General features: G+C 59.6%; 20 protein-coding genes. 8 read left to right on the forward strand and 12 right to left on the reverse strand.

Annotated features, from left to right (window positions below; genetic code table 11):
* The 3 genes from B0E33_RS05850 to B0E33_RS05860 are packed head-to-tail and all read right to left on the reverse strand — an operon-like array spanning position 1 to position 2844.
* The gene (locus tag B0E33_RS05850) at positions 1 to 1140 is read right to left on the reverse strand and encodes an extracellular solute-binding protein (RefSeq protein WP_062491878.1); all 1140 of its coding nucleotides are present in this window, start codon (positions 1138 to 1140) and stop codon (positions 1 to 3) included.
* A gap of 52 nt (positions 1141 to 1192) precedes the next feature.
* Complete coding sequence (locus B0E33_RS05855; RefSeq protein ID WP_077290682.1) at positions 1193 to 1978, reverse strand: ABC transporter permease; 786 nt, start codon at positions 1976 to 1978, stop codon at positions 1193 to 1195.
* Positions 1978 to 2844 (reverse strand): ABC transporter permease, encoded by an 867-nt coding sequence (locus B0E33_RS05860; RefSeq protein ID WP_031269698.1) that lies wholly within the window; start codon positions 2842 to 2844, stop codon positions 1978 to 1980. Before B0E33_RS05860 ends, B0E33_RS05855 begins: the two co-directional genes overlap by 1 nt.
* A 108-nt stretch (positions 2845 to 2952) precedes the next feature.
* Between B0E33_RS05860 and B0E33_RS05865 the strand changes: the two genes are divergently transcribed.
* The 3 genes from B0E33_RS05865 to B0E33_RS05875 all read left to right on the forward strand — a co-directional run bounded on the left by B0E33_RS05865 (position 2953) and on the right by B0E33_RS05875 (position 6679).
* Positions 2953 to 3921 (forward strand): LysR family transcriptional regulator, encoded by a 969-nt coding sequence (locus B0E33_RS05865; RefSeq protein WP_023001916.1) that lies wholly within the window; start codon positions 2953 to 2955, stop codon positions 3919 to 3921.
* 162 nt (positions 3922 to 4083) lie between these two features.
* Positions 4084 to 5166: an OmpA family protein gene (locus B0E33_RS05870; RefSeq protein ID WP_077290683.1), complete on the forward strand. Its 1083-nt coding sequence runs from the start codon at positions 4084 to 4086 to the stop codon at positions 5164 to 5166.
* 7 nt (positions 5167 to 5173) lie between these two features.
* Positions 5174 to 6679, forward strand: a complete 1506-nt coding sequence (locus B0E33_RS05875) for a caspase family protein (protein ID WP_077290684.1) — start codon at positions 5174 to 5176, stop codon at positions 6677 to 6679.
* Between the two features lie 47 nt (positions 6680 to 6726).
* On the opposite strand, the gene B0E33_RS05880 is transcribed toward B0E33_RS05875, so the two are convergent.
* The 4 genes from B0E33_RS05880 to B0E33_RS05895 form a co-directional block, all read right to left on the reverse strand.
* On the reverse strand, positions 6727 to 7383 hold the full coding sequence (locus B0E33_RS05880) for a class I SAM-dependent methyltransferase (protein WP_077290685.1): 657 nt from the start codon (positions 7381 to 7383) through the stop codon (positions 6727 to 6729).
* A gap of 32 nt (positions 7384 to 7415) precedes the next feature.
* Positions 7416 to 8678 (reverse strand): BtaA family protein, encoded by a 1263-nt coding sequence (locus B0E33_RS05885; RefSeq protein WP_077290686.1) that lies wholly within the window; start codon positions 8676 to 8678, stop codon positions 7416 to 7418.
* 243 nt (positions 8679 to 8921) lie between these two features.
* On the reverse strand, positions 8922 to 10145 hold the full coding sequence (locus B0E33_RS05890) for a L,D-transpeptidase (protein ID WP_031269699.1): 1224 nt from the start codon (positions 10143 to 10145) through the stop codon (positions 8922 to 8924).
* A gap of 248 nt (positions 10146 to 10393) precedes the next feature.
* Positions 10394 to 11725 (reverse strand): dihydroorotase, encoded by a 1332-nt coding sequence (locus tag B0E33_RS05895; protein ID WP_023001922.1) that lies wholly within the window; start codon positions 11723 to 11725, stop codon positions 10394 to 10396.
* A gap of 195 nt (positions 11726 to 11920) precedes the next feature.
* Here B0E33_RS05895 and ygfZ point away from each other — a divergent pair, with 195 nt between their 5' ends.
* The 5 genes from ygfZ (at position 11921) to B0E33_RS05920 (ending at position 16629) form a co-directional block, all read left to right on the forward strand.
* Positions 11921 to 12835, forward strand: a complete 915-nt coding sequence (gene ygfZ, locus B0E33_RS05900) for a CAF17-like 4Fe-4S cluster assembly/insertion protein YgfZ (RefSeq protein WP_228148063.1) — start codon at positions 11921 to 11923, stop codon at positions 12833 to 12835.
* 23 nt (positions 12836 to 12858) lie between these two features.
* Positions 12859 to 13521, forward strand: coding sequence for a YfbR-like 5'-deoxynucleotidase (locus B0E33_RS05905; protein ID WP_055657932.1), 663 nt, complete (start codon positions 12859 to 12861; stop codon positions 13519 to 13521).
* Between the two features lie 54 nt (positions 13522 to 13575).
* Complete coding sequence (locus tag B0E33_RS05910; protein WP_023001925.1) at positions 13576 to 14082, forward strand: tyrosine phosphatase family protein; 507 nt, start codon at positions 13576 to 13578, stop codon at positions 14080 to 14082.
* Between the two features lie 20 nt (positions 14083 to 14102).
* A complete protein-coding gene (locus B0E33_RS05915) occupies positions 14103 to 15146 on the forward strand; it encodes an NUDIX hydrolase (protein WP_077290689.1) in 1044 nt (347 codons plus the stop codon).
* Between the two features lie 313 nt (positions 15147 to 15459).
* A complete protein-coding gene (locus B0E33_RS05920) occupies positions 15460 to 16629 on the forward strand; it encodes a cell wall hydrolase (RefSeq protein WP_208997769.1) in 1170 nt (389 codons plus the stop codon).
* Positions 16630 to 16716: 87 nt separating this feature from the next.
* On the opposite strand, the gene B0E33_RS05925 is transcribed toward B0E33_RS05920, so the two are convergent.
* From B0E33_RS05925 to B0E33_RS05945, 5 genes are all read right to left on the reverse strand, one after another.
* Positions 16717 to 17220, reverse strand: a complete 504-nt coding sequence (locus B0E33_RS05925; RefSeq protein ID WP_062491880.1) for a YqhA family protein — start codon at positions 17218 to 17220, stop codon at positions 16717 to 16719.
* A 105-nt stretch (positions 17221 to 17325) separates the two neighbouring features.
* Positions 17326 to 18843, reverse strand: a complete 1518-nt coding sequence (locus B0E33_RS05930) for a malonate--CoA ligase (RefSeq protein ID WP_077290691.1) — start codon at positions 18841 to 18843, stop codon at positions 17326 to 17328.
* A gap of 92 nt (positions 18844 to 18935) precedes the next feature.
* Positions 18936 to 20201, reverse strand: coding sequence for a malonyl-CoA decarboxylase (locus B0E33_RS05935; protein WP_077290692.1), 1266 nt, complete (start codon positions 20199 to 20201; stop codon positions 18936 to 18938).
* Positions 20201 to 21517 carry a TRAP transporter large permease gene (locus tag B0E33_RS05940; RefSeq protein ID WP_023001931.1) on the reverse strand — a complete coding sequence of 439 codons (1317 nt, stop codon included), beginning with the start codon at positions 21515 to 21517 and terminating at the stop codon, positions 20201 to 20203. Before B0E33_RS05940 ends, B0E33_RS05935 begins: the two co-directional genes overlap by 1 nt.
* Positions 21517 to 22065: a TRAP transporter small permease gene (locus B0E33_RS05945; RefSeq protein ID WP_077290693.1), complete on the reverse strand. Its 549-nt coding sequence runs from the start codon at positions 22063 to 22065 to the stop codon at positions 21517 to 21519. Before B0E33_RS05945 ends, B0E33_RS05940 begins: the two co-directional genes overlap by 1 nt.
* Positions 22066 to 22132: the final 67 nt, after the last annotated feature.

Consider the following 22132-nt stretch of genomic DNA (forward strand, 5'->3'; position numbering starts at 1 on the left):
TTAGTACCCCTTCTGGATCCGCCCGAACATCTTGGACCAGTCCTGTTCGTGGCTGTTCCAGTATTCCGGATTGGCGAAGGTCAGACCGTCAAGCGTGCCCGTCGGATCGAACGCCGGAAGGGTCGGGATCTTCTTGCCGAGATCGACCTTTGTCGGGTCGAGCGCCGGCGGGTAGTTCTGGCCTTCGGCGACCGCGATCGAGGTTTCGGGCGCCAGCATGAAGTTCAGGAGTTCCTCGCAGGCTTCCATGGGCGAGCCCTTGATCACGAACAGGCATTCCTGCCAGCCGAAACCGTTGGGCGGATCGATATAGCCGATGTCATGGCCCTGCTCCTGAAGGGCGTAGATCCGGCCGGACCAGCCCTCGGTAACGTAAATTTCCTCTTCAGCCAGAAGGCTCATCAGTTCCGCGCCGGACTGCCAGTATTTCAACAGCAGATCGCGGTTGGTGCGCACAGCCTGCCAGACGGCATCCATATCCGTTGCGTTGTTCGGATCCTGGTCGGTCTGCAACGATGCGTACCAGATGCGGGTGCGCCAGTCGGACCAGCCGCCGATCTTGCCCTTGTAGGCTTCGTCGATCAGGAGCTTTGCACCCTTTTCCTTGGCTTCGTCGTCGGAGATGTATTTCCGGTTATAGGCAATGCCTGTGGTGCCGTAGTCATAAGGCACGCAGGACAGCTTGCCGTCGGTGACACCGCGGAAGACGTCGGTGAGTTTCGGGATCACGTATTTCAGGTTCGGGATGTTGTCCTCGTTGAGCGTCGAGTTCAGCCCGAGATTGACATAGCGTGCGTAGTCGAAGACGCCTGACAGGTGCGCGATATTATATTCGCCTTCCTGGCTGGCCTTGACGCGCGACAGATATTCATCACCGCCGCCGAATGTTCCATCGACAACCTTGATGCCGGTCTTTTCGGTGTAGGGATCGAAGGCATATTTGCGGAAGGCTTCCGAGACGACCCCGCCCCAGCCGTCGAAGCGGACTTCCTCCGTCGCAGCCATGGCATGGCGGGCAAAGGGTGTCTGCACACCGTAGGCGAGACCGGCTGCCCCGATCAGGCCAAGGAACTTGCGGCGGTCGAGATCACCGTTGAGATAGCGTTCGCGCAGACGCTCATAGCGTTTGGTATTGTCCATCTTGTTTTCCACTCTGGTTCTTGTGTCGGTTTCTTGCTTTGATCGCGCGGTTCTAACCGCCGCGCTGCATGGCCATCCGCCGGGCGATTGCCAGCCCGAGAAGCGGCAGGCCGACGGTCAGGAAAATCATCACGGTGCCGAGCGCGTTGATCTCCGGGGAGATGGAATTGCGCAGCATGGCAAAGATCTGGGTGGGCACGGTTTCGACCCCGCCCGGCTTCCAGAACAAGGTGCCGGTGATGTCGTCGAAGCTGATGGTGAAGGCGAACAGCATGCCGGCGAAGACGGCAGGTGCCAGCAGCGGCAGCGTGATCTGGAAAAAAGCCTGCACGGGACTTGCGCCAAGGCTGAGTGCGGCTTCCTCGTAATCGCGGCGGATGCCGACAAGGCGGGCCTGCACCACAAGGATGACAAAGGGCAGCGTGAAGATGACGTGCCCCATCAGGAGCAGGAAAAAGCTCTTGTTGATCGACAGGAAATTCAGGAACAGCAACAAGGCGACCGCCAGCACCACCTCAGGCACCAGGATCGGCGCAATCAGGAGGGTGGAGATCAGGTTGCGGCCGGGCACCTCGTAGCGCACCAGGGCAAGACTTGCCAGAACGCCAAGTGTCGTGGAGATCAGCGCGGTCAGGGCACCAAGGACAATCGAGGTCTGGAATGCCCGCAGGATGGCGTCGTTTCCGGCCAGTTCGACGAACCAGCGGAACGAGAAGCCGGTCATCGGAAAACTGCCGAACTGGCTGGCGTTGAAGCTGAGCAGAACCACCACCGCGACCGGCAGGAACATGAACAGATAGACCAGCAGCGTGTAGGCCCGGATCAGTTGCCACCCCATCAGCCAAGCCCCTTCATCAGTTGGCCCATGCCGAGATAGTGGTTGTAGATCAGCACCAGGGCGCCGAGAACGGCGAGCAGCATGAGCGAGAGCGCAGAGCCGAGCGGCCAGTTGAGCTGTGTGATGATCGCCTCGAAAACGAGGTTGGCAAACATGGCGTCCGTCGGCCCCCCCAGAACCAACGGTGTGATGTAGGTGCCCGCACTCAGCACGAAACAGAGCAGGCCTCCCGCGGCGAGCCCCGGCAGGGACAGCGGCAAGGTGACTTCCCGGAATGCCTGCCAGCGGGTGGAGCCGAGGGAACACGCCGCGTCCTCCAGCGAAACATCGATCCCTTCCAGCGCCACATAGACGTTCAACACCATGAAGGGCAGCAGGAAATGCACGAGGCCGAGGATCACGGTCGGCTCGTTGTAGAGCATCTGGACCGGTTCGGAGACGATGCCGAGGTTGAGCAGGGCCCAGTTGACCGCACCGGATACACCCAGGATGTTGATCCAGGACATGGTCCGAATGATGTAGCTGATCCAGAAAGGCAGCATCAGCAACAGCAGCAGCAAGGCCTTGTTGCCACGTGAACGGGCAATGAAATAAGCCGCCGGATAGCCCATGACGGCGCAGGCAAATGTGGTGATGGCGGCAATCCGCAGGGTACCGAGCAGGATGTCCCGATAGAAGGGATCGGTCAGCGCCTCGTTCCAGTTGTCCAGGTAAAAGCCCGCCTGGTCAGCGCCCGTGGCCGTGCGCAGCCAGAATGAATAGACGACAATAAAAACAAGCGGCACGAAAAGCAGCAGCCCCACTGCTGTGAGCGCAGGGGAAAGGAGTATCCATGGCTGTCGTTTTTCCCGCGCCTCGACGCTCATGCGCTCAAACCCTGCCAGATGCCTTGTCAAAATTGCTTGACTTCAGCGTCGCAGGCAGGTGTTCATTGATCAAATAGATAATGAAAATTATAACTATAGATCTGATCAATGGCTGATGGATTACGCCCGATCCAGGCAGAGCGGCTTGCCCGCGAACTGGACTGGAACTTGCTGAGAACCTTCATCGTCCTGGCCCAGTCCGGAAGTGTGACACGGGCGGCAGACAGACTGCGCCTCAAGCAGCCCACCGTTTCCAGCGCACTGAAGCGGCTGGAGGACCGGTTGGGACGCAAGCTCATCAATCGCAAGCCGGGTCAGTTCGAGCTGACGGAAGCCGGCGAATTGCTGTTGAAGGAAGCCATCGAGATCCAGGGTTCCATCCTGAGGCTCGGGACCCTGATGCGTGACGTCACCGACGAGATCCGCGGCCACGTCGAAATCGCCATGGCCAGTCACGTGGTTTCGCCGCTCTATGACGACACCCTGCGCGAGTTTCACGAACGGCACCCGGCCGCAACACTCACCATCAACGTTTCGGCCAGCAAGGACGCACTGGAAGCCGTCACGTCCCGCCGGGCTTCGCTCGCCGTCTGCCTGGTGCGCGAACGCAATCCAAAGCTTGAGTACCTGCGCCTTTTCCGGGAGTTTTTCGGCCTCTTCTGCGGTCCGCCTCACCCGCTTTACGGCAAGACCAACCTGACAAAGGCCGATCTTGCCGGTCAGTCCGCTGTCAGCTTCGTGACCGACCGGCTGGAAGACGCCCTTCGTCCGGTAACGCTGATGCGGGCGGAAGCGGATCTTGAAGACCGGATTGTCGGCACATCGGCCAACCTGGAAGAAGTCCGGCGCATGATCATTGCCGGACTGGGCATCGGCCCCTTGCCTGTCCACGTTGCCAAACGGGATATTCGAGAGGGTCTTTTGTGGCAACTCCCACCCTATGACGCGCTGCCGGAGATCGACGTTCATGTGGTCTGGAACCCCAAGGCGAAACTGAACCGCGCCGAACAGGCTCTTCTGGACATGCTGCTGGAAAAGATAAGGCTGACGCCGATAGAGGAGCGGACCTATCGCTGACACATATCGCGGAGCATTGGCCTGCCGGCTTCTTTACCAACCCGAGCGACCAATACGGGAAACCCGGCAGCGGCCCGTTGCATTCCCCCGCTGACGTTGTAAAACTTTCAGGACGCTACGAAAATTGGCGATCAACGCTGTCCGGGTTGAAGGGGTAGGAAGATGAATGGTGTGCGGTTCGCCTGGAAAATGCTCTTCCTTGCGCTGGTGACAGTGGTCCTTATTCAGTCGCCTGCCAATGCATCGGAAGAATTCTTTGAAGGCGGCTGGACCCTGCAACGGGATGCATCTTCCCTGCGGTTCCAGTCGGTCAAGAACCTGACCATTGTGGAATCCAGTTCTTTCGCGGAATTTGAAGGCGGCATTGACGATACCGGCAACGCCAGCGTCCGCATCTTTCTTGACTCGATCGATACGAAAATCGACCTCAGAAACGTGCGCATGCGGTTTCTCTTCTTCGAAACGTTCGAGTTCCCTGAAGCCGTCATCTCGACGAAAATTGATGCGTCAGCCCTGGCTGACCTTCCGACCGTCAAACGCAAGACGATCCCGCTTGCCTTCAATCTCGACCTTCACGGCGTCTCAAAACCGTTCGAGGCCAATGTTACGGTGACCTATCTGAGCGAAGACCTGGTTGCCGTTTCGAGCACCGCGCCGGTGTCTGTCGCAGCTTCCGACTTCGCCCTCGGTGGCGGTATCAAGAAGCTCGAGGAAGCCGCCGGCGTCGTCATCGTGCCATCGGCAACGGTCTCCTTCGATTTCGTCTTCGCCCGCAAATCGGGCGAAACGGACGAGGACGATGCCGACGACCAGACCCAGCAGGCGGCCGCTTCTCAGCCAGCTGCAAGCACCGCGCTTGAACCGGAAGGCAACCTGGACAACGAGGCTTGCACCGGCCGGTTCGAGATCCTGTCCCGCACGGACAACATTTACTTTCCAAGCGGCAGTTCGCAGCTTGATCCGCGAAGCCAGCCACTCCTGAACAGCCTCGTTGACATCATCATGAGATGCCCGGAGCTGACCATTGAAGTCGGAGGACATACCGACAGTGATGGCAGCGATACATCAAACCTGGCTCTGTCCGAACGCCGGGCGGGCGCGGTCAAGCAGTATCTAGTCTCCAAGAACGTTCCCGACAGCAGGATCAGGAGTGTTGGGTATGGCGAAAGCCGTCCCGTAGCTCCGAACACCTCCGCGGAAGGAAAGCAACGCAACCGGCGGATAGAGTTTGTCGTTGTCGAATAGGTCCAACATGCACCGCTTTGCAATCGCAATCCTCCTGGCACTGACAGTGACCATTGGCGCGCTGTCTGAGAGGGCTCACGCGGAACCGCGGCTGGCTCTGGTTGTCGGCAATGGCGCTTACACGACCGTGACGCCGCTGGACAATCCGGTAAACGACGCAAACCTGATGGCCGACGCGCTGCGCAAGGTCGGCTTCGAGGTAACCCTCGTCACCGACTCCAGCCAGAACGAGATGATCACGGCGATTTCGCAATTCGGCAGCAAGTTGCGGGCCGCGGGCGAGGATGCAACAGGGCTGTTCTATTATGCCGGCCACGGCGTGCAATCGTTCGGTGCAAACTTTCTCCTTCCGGTCGATATCGAACTTCAGGACGCTGCCGACCTCAGCCTGGTCGGTGTCCCTGCACAGGCCGTTCTGCGGCAGATGTTCTCGGCACGGAACCGGACCAACATCGTCATTCTGGATGCCTGCCGAAACAATCCGTTCGTTTCCATCCCGGACCTCAGCGACAACGGTCTGGCAGAAATGAAGGCTCCCAGAGGCACCTTCCTCTCCTATTCCACCGCACCGGGCGACATCGCGCTCGATGGTATCGGCGGCAACAGCCCCTTCACCGAAGCGCTGGCCCGGCACATGCCGACACCCGGCATGCCCGTCGAAACCCTTTTCAAGGCGGTGCGGGTCGATGTTCTGAAGGAGACCGGCAACCAGCAGACCCCGTGGGATACATCCTCCCTCACCGTTGATTTTCAGTTTGTCCCCGCCAAGGCTCCCTCTGCCGAGGAAGTCGAGCTGCGCCAGATCTGGGACACGGTGAAACTCAGCAAGGACCCCTTGCAGGTCCTCCTGTTCCTGCGCGCGCACCCGGACAGCCGATACTCCGCAGAAGCCAGGGAACTCCTGACGGCCCTGATGGAAAAGGAAACGCAGCCCACCGCGCAGGCGACTCCTGCCCCACAACAGGAATCCGAACCAGCCACGCCCCAGACAAGCGAGCGTGACATGATCGAAACAGCGCGCCGAGAGGGAACCGCAAGCGCCTATCAAACCTATCTGGACGCATATCCGAACGGAGCCTTTGCCGAACTCGCTCGCCTGGAGCTGCAAACGATCGTCAACAAGGAGCAGAGCACGGATCCGGTCGCCAATCAGCCGCAAAAGGAAGACGCGCCGGCCATCGCCGAGCAAGGCTCACCTGCCGCCGATCCGGGGGAACCGTCAGCCGTCATAGCATTCAACGCTCCCCTTGCCATGGGAGAGCCGGATATCGCCACCCGAAGCATTTCGGAGCTGATCACCGGATCGCCGAAATTCCCGCCGATCGAGGGCCTGCCGGAAGCGGTCTGGAAGGACAAGACTTGTGCCGCCTGTCATCAATGGGAGCAAGCGAACCTGTGCGACCAGGCCAAGACCTATGTCGCAGACAAGTCCAGAACCATCGAGAAACAGCACCCCTACGGCGGCACTTTCAAGAATGCGTTGCGGCTTTGGGCCGAACAGGGGTGTCCGTAACTTCGACGCCGGTTCTGTAGCGATCCGACGTGTTTTCCGTGCGTCGGTTACTGCGATTTCGAGATCACCGCATAGTCGGAGTAGCCGGCGTAAAGGCGATGGAAAGAGGCAACTGCGCCGATGCTGGCAGCCAGGGCTTTCAACTCGCCTTCCAGGTCAGCTCGTGGAGATACGTGGAAGGATTTGAGCCAGGCAAACAGGACGCGCTTGAACCAGCCAGGCAAGCGTTCCAGCTGACCGAAATCGACCACGTGGATCCGCCCGTCCGGCGCCAGCCGCGCGGCACCTGCCGCCAATGCTTCGCGCCAGATCGGGATCATGGACAGCGTATAGGAATAAAAGACGCGGTCGAAAGCCGGAACACCAAAGCCTTCCGTCGCCGCCGGGTTTGCGGCATCGCCTTCCACAAGCGTGATACGGTCTGTCAGGCCTGCCTTGTCGATGTTCTTCTGGGCGGTTTCCAGCATGTTCCTGGAAATGTCGAGACCGTAGAAACGAACGTCCGGATAGGCTTTTGCAGCCGCAATCAGGTTCCGGCCGGTGCCGCAGCCGAGTTCCAGCACGACGCCGTCTCGCGGCGGCTGAAGCTCTCGGATCAGCTTGTCGCGCCCGAGCAGGTAGAACTTGCGGGTCAGGTCGTAAAAATGGCGCTGATGGCGATAGACGGCATCCATCAGCCGGGCTGTTTCGACGGCTTGGGTCATGACGCTATGTTTCCGTACGCAGGACGGCCAGCTTAGCCGTTGAACACATAAAGATGGAAGCCACCATAAATGGAGGAGCGGTCCTGACGGCCAAGCTCCAGGCTTTCCTCTTCCTCGTAGGTCCAGCGGTTCAGGATCTGGTCGGATACGCGGCCCGGCAGAAGGGTCGGTTCGGCAGCGGTGCGGAAGATGACCCGGGCACCTGGAAGCGCGGTCCGCGTTATCTCGGTCCAGAGTGCATTGAGCTGATGGTCTGTCATCCAGTCCTGGGCATCTAGCAGCACATAGGCGTCAAGCGTATTGTCCTGAACCGACTGAAGGTGTTCGGTAAAATTGCGATTGAGCACACGGACCCGGCCCGCACGCTGACGGATTTCCTCGAAATGCTCGCGCTTTAGGTATGGCGGCAAAGGCCCGGCCGGACCGGTGCTGTCCTGACTGCTTGGAGCATAGCCACGGCCGAAGGCCTGCCAGGCGAAATAGTTGTCCTGCATGGAGAAGTCGCAAGCGAGTTTCTCAAGCCGCTGACGCAGAACCGCGGACATGTCGCGTTCGGCACTGGCCGATACCAGGGCGTCATACTGTGCCGGCGGAATGCCGAGGCCGTAGAGCGACATCTTCTTGGACGTAGCCCAGCGCACCAGACGCTTGTCGAACAGCGGTGCCAGTGCGGTATCGAAGAAAGTGCGCTGTTCTTCCAGCGACCTGGTCTTGACCATGTGCTTCGGGTCGATGCCATAGAGCCTTGCGACCAGGTGTCCCGCGCCGATGCAATAGCCCAGCAGACCGTGATGATAGAGGTCGCGCGAGAACAGCGTGATCCTCTTGCGGCCCCAATTGGCCATGTCACGGCCTTCCCAGTAGGCGACCGTTTCAGGATCGAGCTTGTCTTTCAGGAACCGCTGATAGGCGGCAACATTGGCCTTTTCGTCTGCTTCGCCGAAGAACCTGTAGAAGATCTCGTAATTCGGCAGATGCTTGGCTGCCGCCAGTTTCAGCCGGCCCAGCGCCACATGTGCACGGTTGAGGTCCACCGCAGTGATCTCGGCCGGATTTGCCGTCAGGTAGGACATGACGTTGCAGCCGCCCGACGCGATGGTGATCATTCGGGAGTCCGGCGTCAGGCGAAGAGCCCTCATGTCCACATCCGGATCTTCCCAGATCTGCGGATAGACAAGGCCCTTGAAGGCGAATGTGAACAGGCGCTCGAGAAAACCGTCCTTGGAGGTGGCTTCGGAACGGTGAACCGCATTCTTGAGACGTTTCTTCGATGCGGTGAGCGTGCTCTGCGCCATGTCTTTCTCCCGAGTCACCTGCGCCAATAAACTGCCTTCCGATACGTGACGGACGCGACAGTTTGGTGACGTTTGCGGAGAATCGAGCCGTTATCCGGATAATAAACCGCCAGTGAAGACCTGCCTCGGCAGTCAGGAGCGTCTTCATCGATGGGAAGCCTTCCTCCCCGGCGGAAACGAAACAAAAAAGCCCCCGCCGAAGCGGGGGCTGTGTTTCCGTCCAGACCGTTGGGAGATCCGAACCTAGCGCGTGATAACCACGAAGTCGGTGCCAAGACCCGTGTTGCGGGTGAAGTTTCGGTCCGTGACCGTCAGGGACGAACCCGGGGTCAGCATCCTGGAAACTTCAAGCGCGACCTTCTTGGACATCTCGATCCGGTCGAGAACGTCCATCGACGCGCCACCGCGTTCACCTTCGGCAGATACCGCCATCCACTCGACCGACGAGTCTCCTGGCTTGAAATCCATGGCAGTGAAAACGTGCGTTCCGATTTCCTGGTCGATATCCTTGATCGAGACAGGGGCGGAATAGACATCGCGGAACTTGCGACGGATCCGCAGCGTTGCATTCTTCGGCTCTTCGTATCCGGCATCGGCATGGATGCGGAACTCAAGCGCATTGGTCAGCTGACCGGTTACCGGCAGTTCGGCACCTTCCTGGTACAGGCTGATCGCTGCACGGGTCTTGCGGCCCATGACACCGTCTTCCGGACCGGCATTGAAGCCCATCTGGTTGAGCAGCTGTTGCAGCACCTGAATACGGCTTGGTGCTTTCTGTGGCGTGATGATCATCCGAAGAGGCTGATCGAAATAAGGATTTTCCGGCTGTACGGCCGGCAGATTAGCCTGCAGAGGCGCTTCCTGAATGGCACCACGCAGAGCTGGATCGGCTGCAATGGTCTCGTCCGTCAGGCTTGCGACCTCGGTTTCAGGCACATAGGGCTGCGGCAATACAGCGTGATGCACACCAAGCGGATTCGCCTCGCCCCGTGTCACGACAACATGCATGCCGCGCTCGGTCATGCTGTAAAGCGATTGTGCGAAGGCCTTCGGAAGACGAATGCAACCGTGCGAAGCCGGATAGCCGGGCAACCTTCCCACATGCAGGGCAATACCCGACCATGTCAGACGCTGCATGAATGGCATTGGCGCGTTGTCGTAGAGGTTGGAAAAGTGCTTGCGCCTCTTTTCCAGAATGGAAAACACACCGGTCGGTGTGCTGTGGCCGCGCTTCCCGGAGGAAATCGACGACACTTCGATCAGATCAAGGCCGCGATAGACCTTGATCTTCTGCTCGTCCAGCGACACCAGCATGTGCAATGGCGGTTCGCTTGCCACATCCGTTTCCGGAGCGGCGTCACGCGCGAATGCGGCCGACATGGCGGCGAACGAAATAACTGCGGCACCGGTCAAGTTGAGCAGCGAGCGCTTGTGCCTGCTCCGGCTATTCATTTCCAATGACAACATCCCTGAGCTCCCCAACGCAAATACCCATAAAGCTCGATTAAAACTGTAACCAACATCTGTGTAGATCGGGTTAGGAAACACGGTTACTTATTGGTTTCCTTCGACCTTTCAGCCGCAAAGTCGCACATTACCCAGCTCGCGGCTGTTATTCACATCACATTTTGTACAGCTAGCAGCCACAACGTGAACGGGGCCTGAATGGGAAAACGGCCCATTCACGCCAACGGTTCCCGCAGGAGTGGCTTTTCTCAGGCTTTCAGTCCGTCCAGGAAACGGACAGGTTCGCCACGCGAAGGTGTCGTCAGCTCGCCGTCCCACATGACGCGCTGCCCGCGGACAACAGTCCCAACCGGCCAGCCGGTGACGTCCTTGCCGTCATAAGGTGTCCAGCCGCACTTGGAGGCAATCCACTCGTTGCGGATCGTTTCCTTGCGCTTCATGTCGACCACGGTGAAGTCGGCATCGTAGCCGACTGCGATCCGGCCCTTGAGCGCCGTCTGGAAAAGACGGGCCGGGCCTGCACTGGTCATGTCGACAAAACGCGCGAGGCTGAGGCGGCCTGCGTTGACATGATCCAGCATGATCGGAACCAGCGTCTGCACACCGGTCATTCCCGACGGGGACGCCGGATAGGGCTTCTGCTTTTCTTCCAGAAGATGCGGGGCATGATCGGAACCGAAGATGTCGAGAATGCCCTGCTGCAAGGCCCACCAGAGACGCTCCGAGTGGCGCGGTGCACGCACCGGCGGGTTCATCTGAACCAGCGTACCCAGTCGGTGGTAGGCTTCGTCCGTCAATGTCAGGTGGTGCGGTGTCACCTCGATGGAGGCGACATCCTTGTGGTCGATCAGGAAATCGACCTCCTCTGCCGTAGACAGATGCAGAATGTGGATCTTGGCGCCGGTTTCGCGCGCAATGCCCACAAGACGCTGGGTGCACTGAAGCGCTGCGATCTCGTCACGCCAGATCGGATGGGAGCTTGGGTCGCCTTCAACACGTTCTCCCTGACGTTCGCGCAGGCGGAACTCGTCCTCGGAGTGGAAGGCCGCCCGGCGGCGGGTTACGGACAGGATTTCCTTCACGCCCTGGTCGTCTTCCACCAGAAGGTCGCCGGTGGAAGACCCCATGAACACCTTGATGCCCGCTGCCGCCGGCAGTCGTTCCAGGTCAGGAATGTCCTTGACGTTATCCCGCGTACCGCCGACCCAGAAGGCAAAGTCGCAGTGCATGCGGTGGTGTCCGCGCCGCACCTTGTCGGCAAGGGCTGCCTCGGAAGTCGTCAGCGGATTGGTGTTCGGCATCTCGAAGACCGCGGTAACGCCGCCCATGACGGCAGCACGGGAACCGGATTCCAGGTCTTCCTTGTGGTCGAGACCGGGCTCGCGGAAATGCACCTGGGTGTCCATGACGCCCGGCAGGACATGCAGCCCCGTGCAATCGACCGTTTCGCCTGCCTGTGAAGCGTCGAAGGAGCCAATGCCGACAATCCGGCCGCCGCGAACAGCGACATCACGCTGCCCCTCGCCGTCCTGATTGACTACGGTTCCGCCCTTCAGGATCAGGTCATAGGTCGCGCTCATGTGGCTCCTCCGCGTTAATTCGGGTCTATCGGCAGGTCGGTTTAACGGGCTTATACGCGGCCCGGCGGCAAAGGACCAGACAGGGGCCGACAGATTCAGAACCTTGCCCACGGTGGGGAAAGCGCCTATGTGGCACTCAAGTGAAACTGGCCAGTCAACCTGTCTGAATCAGTCATCCGTTCCATGGAGCCTGCCGTGTCGACCCTGTCCTATGCCCACCTGTCCGACCGCTCGTTGATCCGCGTTGGCGGTGCCGAGGCACAGCATTTCCTGCAAAACCTGGTGACGGCAGATATCGACGGCATGACGGAAGGTGGCGCTCGCGCAGGTGCCCTGCTGACGCCCCAGGGCAAGATCCTGTTCGATTTCCTGATTTACCGCGTCGAAACCGGGTATCTGCTGGATGCCCCCTCAGAAACGGCAGCCGACCTTCTGAAACGGCTGACATTCTATCGGCTGCGGGCAAAGGTGGAACTGGAACTGCTGCCGGAAGACATCGGTGTGATTGCGGTTTGGGATGACGCCTCGGAAGCGGGCAACGCTTTGAACCTTGGTCCGGAGGCAGCCCTGGCCTGCGTCACGGATCCGCGGCTGCCAGCGCTCGGGATGCGTATTTCCGGTTCAGTGGCTGATCTTTCCGCAATGCTCGACGGTTCCCCCGCGGACGTTGCAGCCTATGATCTTCACCGCATTTCAAAAGGCGTGCCGGAAGGTCTGAAAGACTACGACTACTCGGATATTTTCCCTCACGATGCCGATCTGGATCAGCTTGGCGGTGTCTCCTTTTCCAAGGGATGTTACGTCGGTCAGGAAGTGGTTTCGCGCATGCAGCACCGGGGCAGCGCCCGCAAGCGGTTCGTTCAGATCGAAAGCGGCGCGATGCTCCCCGAAAAGGGCGCCGATATCATGGCCGGCGGCAAATCCGTCGGGGCGCTCGGGTCCAGTGCCGGTACCGGCGACAGCGCTGTGGGCCTTGCCCTGCTCCGTCTTGACAAGGTAGCCCAAGCCAAGGACAACGGCATCCCTCTGCAATGCGGTGACGCGGAGATTCTGGTCAAGGTGCCCGACTGGGCATCGTTTTCCTTGCCGGAGCCCAGCACCGCGGACTGAAACCGCGAGATCTTTGAGGACCGATGGCCTCTGCCCGAACCGACCAGCCCCCGCGCGCCTGGCAGCGCATGTTGTCCGGCAGACGGCTCAATCTTCTGGACCCCTCACCGCTCGACGTCGAGATCTCCGACATCGCTCATGGCCTTGCCCGTGTCGCCCGCTGGAACGGACAGACCTATGGCAACCATGCCTTCTCGGTCGCGGAACATTCGCTGATCGTAGAAGACATCGCCATGATGCTGAAACCGGACCTGCCGCCGCACTGGCGCCTGGCTGTTCTGCTGCATGATGCGCCGGAATATGTCATCGGCGACATGATATCTCCCTTCAAGTCCGTCATCGGTGAAGCCTACAAGGGGGTGGAATCCCGCCTGCAGGGGGCAATCCACTTGCGGTTCGGTCTGCCCGCGGCAATTCCCGTGGCCGTGAAGAAGCTCGCAAAGCGCGCCGACATCATCTGTGCCTATTTCGAGGCTGTGGAACTGGCCGGTTTCGACGAAGACGAAGCTGCCAAGATTTTCGGCAAGCCACGTGGTTTTCCGCTCGATGCGAACGGCAAGTTGCGTTACGGCCTTGAGCCTCTGCCGGTGAAATCTGCCCAGGAAATGTTCATGCAGCGCTTTGAAGAGATCGAAGCCCTGCGCGAAGCTGGGAACAACCCGAAAAGCAGACAAGCTAACGGGTGACCTTGCCCACGAATGACCCTAGTTTATTGACGGATACGAAGAACCGGTTCTGTCATGCTGCACGTTTGTTCCTTGTCTAAATTGCCCGAAACGGTGGTCTCCACCGGCGCGAAATCCGTGATCACCCTGATCAACGCCGAAATGAGCGTGCCGACACCCGTCGGTATCTTGCCGGAACGCCATCTGTTTCTTGCCTTCAACGACATTGTAACGCCGGTGAAGGGGCTGGTTCCGGCCAGTGAAAGGCAAGTGGAGGCTTTTCTGTCCTTCGTGAGATCCTGGGACCGGCAGGAACCGCTGGTGATACACTGCTGGGCCGGCATCAGCCGCTCGACGGCCGGTGCCTATGTGGCAGCTTGTGCGCTCAACCCGAATGCGGATGAATACGATCTTGCGAAGATCCTTCGGACACGGTCGCCGTCGGCCACACCGAACGCCCGGATTGTTGCGATGGGCGACAAGATCCTCGGCCGTGATGGCCGCATGATCGACGCCATCCGGGGCATCGGCCGCGGTGCAAATGCCTTTGAAGGCAACCCCTTTGTCATGCCGATCGACTGACGACCAACCACGGAGACGCAATGCCCCACCGGCAAGCCAATATTGAAATCGGATTGAATGCCGTCATCGTATCGGTTGCCGGAGGCCTGCCCCAGATCGTTCACGTGAACGATGCGAAGGAGGCCAGTACACAGACAGGCCAGAAAACCGGAGCAGAGAGCGGCACGAATGCGCCGGGTGAGGCAACACTCGACAGCCTTCCGTTTGGTCCATTCGACCCGATCCGTCACCGCACCTTCGAAATCGGCCTGCGTTCCTGGGTGGAAAACCAGACCGCGCTGAGGTTGGGATATGTCGAACAGCTTTACACTTTCGGCGACCGTGGCCGGCACCGGGTCTTCGGTGATGAAGGACCGCATGTGGTTTCGGTCGGATATCTGGCTTTGACACGTCAAACCCCGGATTCGGAAAGCATGCTCCTGCGGCACGATTCGGCATGGCGTTCCTGGTACGACTATTTCCCCTGGGAAGACTGGCGCACCGGACGTCCCGAGGTCCTGGATCGGGACATTCTGCCGGCTCTCGACGCCTGGTCCAGCGAACCGCCGCCTTCGGGTGAGCCGCCCAAACCACTTGGGCGTCAGGAACGGGTGCGGCTTGCCTTTGGCACCGGCGGGACTTCCTGGGATGAAGAAAGGGCGCTGGAGCGGTTCGAACTTCTTTATGAGGCTGGCCTCGTCGAAGAAGCCCGGACCGATGGACGGCCCGCGGCCCTGCGGCGGTCAAACCTGCCTTTTCTCGGCGCGTCGATGCGCTTCGACCATCGCCGGGTGCTGGCGACAGCCATTTCCCGGTTGCGCGGCAAGTTGAAATACCGACCGGTGATCTTCGAACTGATGCCGGAGACCTTCACGCTCACCGAGCTTCAAACCTCAGTCGAGGCCATTTCGGGACGCCATCTGCATAAGCAGAATTTCCGCCGCCTGGTAGAAAACGCCGACCTTGTTGAACCGACCGGTGCAACGTCGACCGCGACCGGGGGCCGCCCGGCCGCCCTGTTCCGGTTCCGCCATCAATTGTTGAGCGAACGGCCTGCCCCCGGGCTTCGTGTAGGCGGACGCTGACGGCTTTCTGCGATTTTTTTCGACACGGCCATTAAAGTTAAGTCCTTAGTAATATTAACCATAACTCCTCCTATCGACGCGAAAACTTCCACGATTTTCCACGAATTCCAGTCTTATTAACGCTCTTTCAAGGTTAAGCAGACATCTTCAATTTCAGCGTCGTTGTTTACACAGCGTTCACGCTGTTCGTCCGGCGTTTTCGGGACGATGTGTAACGAGTTGGAGTTGGCTGCGTATGTCTGGCCTTAAGTCCCGCAACGGAAAGCGGTTTTCTTCTAAAGTGACACAAGATTTCGGCCCGGTCCGTGCGCGTATGCGCCGGCTCAAATATGTTCTTGTTGCCTGCCCACTGGTCTGGCTCGGTATCGGCGGATCGGTTGGAAACCAGGACATCTTTTCGCTCGTCAACTCACGCAAGGCGGAATCGCCGCGCTGGATGATGTATCTCGAGCCAGCGAATTTCACGACGAAGGTTGCACCGAAACTGGCGCTCGGCACGACGCCGGTACCCGACCATATCTCTGCACCGATCCTGACACTGACGTCGGCAGATGAGGATTTCGAGGCCAAGCCACTCGTCGGTTTTGAAGAGGTCGCCATGAACGCCAGGCCGACCGAAGTGCCCGATACGATCCTCACCAACAGCACCGCCAAAAGCGACCGCCTGATCACGATGGCGCCGGACCGCCAGATGGTCGACAGGGCAGCCGGCAATCTCTACGCCATGTCGAGCCTGATCTCGACGGAGAAGAAACACGAGGATCTGCCGCGCGTCGCCTTCGTCAAGGCGCAGCCGCTCAACTCCCAGGAAACCAGCATGCTCGCCAGCAACGGCAAGGATGGTTTCCCGGAAGGTGGGCCGCTGGACCTGCAAAAGGTCATGATGGCTCGCAATGCCGCTGCCGCCAGCTTCTCCCTCGTTTCCGCCTACGCTCCTGAAAGCGTGAAGGAAACCAAGGAACCCTTCGACGCGCTGTTCGGCGCTGCCATGTACGAGCAGGAGCTGCCGCCGCCGGAAGATCCCGACAACCCGCATTGGTGGGCGCAAAAGCCGCTGCCGTTGTCCGTTGGAGACAAGAAAGAACAGCGCTGCCTTGCCGAGGCCATCTACTTCGAAGCTCGCGGTGAAAGCGAAGATGGCCAGGTGGCCGTCGCACAGGTCGTGTTGAACCGGGTCAAGAACCCGGCCTACCCGGACAGCATCTGCGGCGTCGTTTACCAGAACCGCCACAAACGCAACCGCTGCCAGTTCTCCTTTGCCTGCGATGGTATCAAGGATCGCATTTCCAGCCCGACCGCCTGGGCAACGGCCCAGAAGCTGGCAAGGGATGTCGCTGACGGCAAGCGCTATTCGAAGATGGTCGACGCTTCGACCCACTATCATGCGACCTACGTCAACCCGCGGTGGGCGAAATCCATGGCAAAACGCGGCAAAGTCGGCCTGCACATCTTTTACAAGACCTACGCCGGCGGCTGGAACTGATCCTGCCGCCCGGGGCCTTCTCCACGTCCTTCTTCGGCCTGCTCGCGCCACAGGCATCCTCAGACGCCTGTGGCCCGTCCTTTCCCGTCAGTCGCTCGACTTGAAGACGTTGGTGACCACATAAGTTGCCAGAAGGACGAGATGAAACCCCAGAAGGGCGGCAACCTGAAGCGGTGTGGTCTGGGAAAATTCCAGAAGTTCGCTCAACACGTGGATCGATGAGATGATGATGATCGTCGAGACGATCCGGTGCTTCATCCGCCTGTAGGCCTTCTCGCCCTGCTGGATGTAGTCATCGCCCTGCACAAGCGCCTTCAGCCGGAAGGTGTTGTAGGTGTTGGTTGCGACCATGATCACCAGATTGGCGATGAACACCATGTCGAGCAGATTGAGAATCAGCAGAATCGTCTTCTTTCGATCCAGAAACTCGAAGCTCTGGATCGCGTCGTAGATATCGACGAAGAAGGTGACGAGAAACAACACCATGGCAACAGACAGACCGGCCAGGATCGGAACCTGCGCGTAGCGGGTCAGCCTGATTACCGGATCGCTTGCCGAGATCTTGCGGTCTTCGTTCTCACGTTCGCTCATGTGCCTGCCCTGACTGTCCTTTTTCAGAGCTAGCACGAGTATGGATTGCAGACCAACCCGGAAGGTCGGCCGGCGGTAGATGCCGGCCGGATCAAACGGCTGAGATCAAGCGGTTGCGAAAGTGTCCTTGAACTGCTCGCGAAGAACGTTCTTCTGGACCTTGCCCATGGTGTTGCGCGGCAGGCTGTCGACCAGAACAAGCTTCCGCGGATGCTTGAAACGGGCGAGCGATGTTCCGGCAACAGCAAGGATCGCGTCCAGATCGGGCGTTTCCGGGCTATCCGGCACCACCAGTCCCAAGACTGTTTCACCGAAATCCGAATGCGGCACACCAATGACGGCGCTTTCCCGAACCCCGGGCTGGGCATCCAGGATCAACTCGATCTCCTTCGGGTAGATGTTGTAGCCGCCGGAAATGATCAGGTCCTTGTTGCGCCCGACGATATGGACATAGCCGTCTGCGTCGATCATCCCGAGATCACCGGTGATGAAGAAGCCGTCCTCCCGCAATTCGGCAGCGGTCTTCTCCGGCATCTGCCAATACCCCTTGAAGACGTTCGGGCCGCGCACCTCGATCTGGCCAACCGTTTCGGCCGGCAACGTGTCGCCCGTCGCGGGGTCCGTGATCTTCAGTTCCACGCCCGGGAGCGGGAAACCGACCGTCCCGGCGCGGCGTTCGCCTTCATACGGGTTGGAGGTATTCATGTTGGTTTCGGTCATGCCGTATCGCTCCAGGATCCGGTGACCGGTCCTTTCCTCGAACTGCCGGTGCGTTTCGGCAAGCAGTGGCGCGCTTCCGGAAATGAAAAGCCGCATGCCCTTTGTGAGGTCCGCCGTAAAACGCTCGTCCTGAAGCAGTCGGGTATAGAAGGTCGGCACGCCCATCATCGTCGTTGCCTTGGGCATCAGCTCGATCATGGCGTCGAGATCGAATTTCGGCAGGAACAGGATGGCGCCACCAGCAGCCAGCGACACGTTGGTCGCAACGAAAAGCCCGTGTGTGTGAAAGATCGGCAAGGCATGCAGCAGCACATCCTTGTCGGTGAAGCGCCAGAGTTCCGCCAGGGTGGCGGCATTCGACAACAGGTTCGCCTGCGTCAGCATTGCCCCCTTCGACCGCCCTGTCGTGCCGGAGGTGTAAAGGAAAGCGGCCAGATCGTCCGGCGCCCGTTCCACCGTTGCAAATTCGGAGGGTTTGGCTTTGGCCTGATCCGTCAGCGACCCGCTTCCGTCAGCGTTGAGCGTCTCGAGGCGGGCGCCGAGTTTCGAGACGACAGGGTCCAGCAAGGTCTTGCTGCCACCGTCGCAGACCACGGTCCTGGCACCGCTGTTTTCGATAAAGTAGCTGAGCTCATCGACAGTGTAGGCCGTATTGAGCGGCAGGAACACGATCCCCGCCTGGGCACAGGCCGCGTAAAGAGCCAGAGACGTGGCTGACTTTTCGACCTGGGCGGCGAGCCGGTCGCCAGCCACCATGCCGTTGTCGGTCAGAACATGGGCAATCTGCGCCGCGCTTTCCAGAAACGCAGCATGGGTCAGGATGGAGCCGTCCTGAAAGATCAGAAAGGGAGTGTTCTTGCCGGCATGCTTTCCGAACAGTTGGTCGTAGAGTGGGTTTGTCATCTATGGGGCTCCTGGATCAGCAGGCTTTCGATCTAACCTTGCAAGGCCAAAAAGCTGATCGATTCTATATTGTTAGAGCTTATTAGCCGCATTCAGTTCAGTGCGGATAGCTCTAAAGTGAACGCATTTTCTCCAGCAGTGCTGAGTGATTTGATTTCAGATGAAGCGGCAATTGTCCGGATCGAAGCGAACCTCTCATGGTTCTGGGTTACCTTCTCCAGATCGTAGAGATAATTGACCATGACGCCGGCAGACTGCTTCATTCCCTTGTCGGAAAGATCCGCGCCTGCGTGCACCTGGTGGACCAATGCACCGTTGCCAAGGTGGAAGCGGGCGACAGGGTCCAGCGGCAGACCGTCCTTGCGCTTTGCGGTCATCAGGTACCGGGCAGCAAGCTTGCGCAAGGTATCCTCGTCGGCAGAGCCGTGATCGATCCCCTCGCCGTCCAGCCAGCGGACCAGCCCCGGGATCGGCGACAAGGTGACGAATGTCTTGAGCTTGGGCAGCTCAAGCGACAAATCCGCGGCCACCTGTTTGATAAGCGAGTTGCCGAAGGATATCCCTGCAAGGCCGGCCTGGCAGTTGGAGATCGAATAAAACACCGCGGTATCCGCCGTATCTGCTTCGATCTGCGTTCTGTTTTCGGCAAGAAGACCCTGGATGGAGCCTGGAATGCCCTTTGTCAGGGCAACTTCGACGAAGATCAGCGGCTCATCCGGCATTGCCGGATGCAGAAACGCGAAGCACCGCCTGTCGACAGGCTCCAGACGTCGGCGAAGATCGCTCCAGCTGTCGATCGCGTGAACGGCTTCATAGGCGATGATCTTTTCCAGAAGCTGGGCCGGGCTTTCCCAATTGATCGGCCTAAGCACCAGGAACCCGCGGTTGAACCAGCTGGCAAACAGATGCCGGAAGTCCAGATCAAGCGCCTGAAGGACATCATCGCCCTTGCTGAGGCGCAACAGGTCCTCGCGCATGCCGACCAGAAGCCGGGTTGCGTCCGGAACCTGGTTGAGCCGTCGGATCAGTTCCTGCCGCGGAGGTTCGACAGCCTCCATGAATTCTCGGTAACTGGCCTTCGACTGCCCCTTCTCATAATGCTCCAACGCCGATCTGACAGCCGGAGCCGATACGGCCAGACCTTCCGCGAGATGACGGAAGAAGGCACGTTTTTCCTCGTCATTGAGAGCGCCATACCGGCTGAGGATCTGCCGGGCAAGATTTTGCCCGGAGACCTCCCCGGTTGCACCGATCAAATCGGCGACGAGCGCCTCGAGCGGACGGTCATCCGCCTTGTCCGCCCCCTTCGACAGGTATCTTCGTTCGAAAACGGTCGTCAGCAGATCGGCCAGAAACATCACCGCGCTTCTCCCATCACCACGTCCGGCAGCCAGGTGGCCAGTTCCGGAAACAGACAGAGGATGACGATCGCCACGAACATGCACGCCACGAATGGCAGGGACCCGGTGAGGATCGTCTTCAAGGAAATGTCCGGAGCGATGCCGTTGATCACGTAGAGGTTCAACCCGACCGGAGGAGAGATCAGACCGATCTCCATGTTGATGGTCAGGACAACCGCGAACCAGATCGGATCGAAGCCGGCTGTGGTGATGATCGGCAGCAGGATCGGTGCCGCCATCAGGATCACCGCGACGGGCGGCAGGAAGAAACCGGCAATCAGCAGGAAGACGTTGATTGCCGCCATCAGGATCCAGCGGTTGACGGACAGCGTGCCGATCCATTCTGCAATCGCCTGCGTGATGAAAAGCGACGACAGCATGTAGGAAAAGACACCGGCTGCCGCGATGATGAAGAGGATCATCACGCTTTCCCGCGTGCTGTCGCGCAGCACGGTCCAGAGCAGTTTCGGGCTCCAGAGCCGGTAGATGATGACCGCGATCAGCAGACAGAGCAAAGCGCCGACGGCAGCGGTTTCAGACGGTGTCGCGATGCCGCCGTACATGGCATAGAGCACACCCAGAATAATGAGCATGAACGGCAGGACGCGCGGCAGGATCTCGAACTTTTCCGCCCAGGAATAGTTGCCCGCGCTGAGCACGCTGGCATTGCCGCTGCGCCAGGTCGAATAGAGCGACCAGGCCATGAAAAGGCCCATCAGCATCAGGCCGGGAATAACACCTGCCAGGAACAGACGACCGATCGAAGTTTCGGTTGAAATGCCGTAGACGATCATCGTGACGGACGGCGGGATCAGGATGCCGAGCGTGCCGCCCGCGGCGATGGAGCCGGCGGCGACACCGTCCGGATAACCGCGCTTGCGCATTTCCGGAATACCCATCTTGCCGATGGCCGCACAGGTGGCGGGTGAAGACCCGGACATGGCAGCGAACAGGGCGCATGCACCGAGGTTCGAGACGACCAGTCCACCGGGTACCCGGGTGAGCCAGCGTTCCAAAGCTTCGTAGAGATCGGCCCCCGCCCGAGTGGAGGCGATGGAGGCGCCCATGATGATGAACATGGGGATCGACAGAAGGGCGAAGTTATCAAGTTTACCGAACAGGATTTCGGGCATCAGTTCGAGCGACCGGAAGCCGTCGAATGCCAGCAGGAAGCCCGCGGAAACGATCAACAGACCGATCGCAACGGAAATGCCGGAGAAGAGGACCAGGATGGTGGCGACCGCCACCAGGGCGCCGAGCAGCAAGGGATCCATTATTTATCCTCCAGACCGAAGGGTTTGTCGACACCGATGAGAACCGCGTAAAGATCTGCGGCGAGCTGCAGCAACAGCAGTCCGAACCCAACGGGGATCGACAGATACGGGATCCAGAGCCTGACGCCCCAGACTGTGTCTGAGGTCCAGCCCTTCGACCAGGCGAGGTACCAGAATTCAGTGCCGTAGAAGAGCATCATCGCCATGACCAGGATCGAGATTGACAGCGTGATGCAGGCCAGCACGAAGCGGGCACGTGGTGCCAGCGACAGGGGAAACAGGTCGACATTGACGTGCCCCCGAAGCCGCTGAACGTAAGGCAGCCCCACAAGGGTTGCGGCGATGACCAGATAAATGACCGTTTCGGTCTGCCAGACGGTGGAAGCGTTGAGCACGAGGCGCACGAAGATCATCTGGCAAGTGACGACGACGGCGACAACGATCATCGCTGCCGCACACCAGCCGGCCACGGTCGAAATCGCTGCGACAACGCGCAAGAAGGGGTTGCTGCCGGCATGCGCTACCGCAGCCGTACTGTGGCCCGCCATGGGTCACTCCTTGAAATGAGGTCCTTTGGAACAGGTTTCGGGGCGGCTTTCAGGCCGCCCCGCAAGT

It is taken from the genome of Roseibium algicola (assembly GCF_001999245.1).
GTDB classification, from domain to species: domain Bacteria; phylum Pseudomonadota; class Alphaproteobacteria; order Rhizobiales; family Stappiaceae; genus Roseibium; species Roseibium algicola.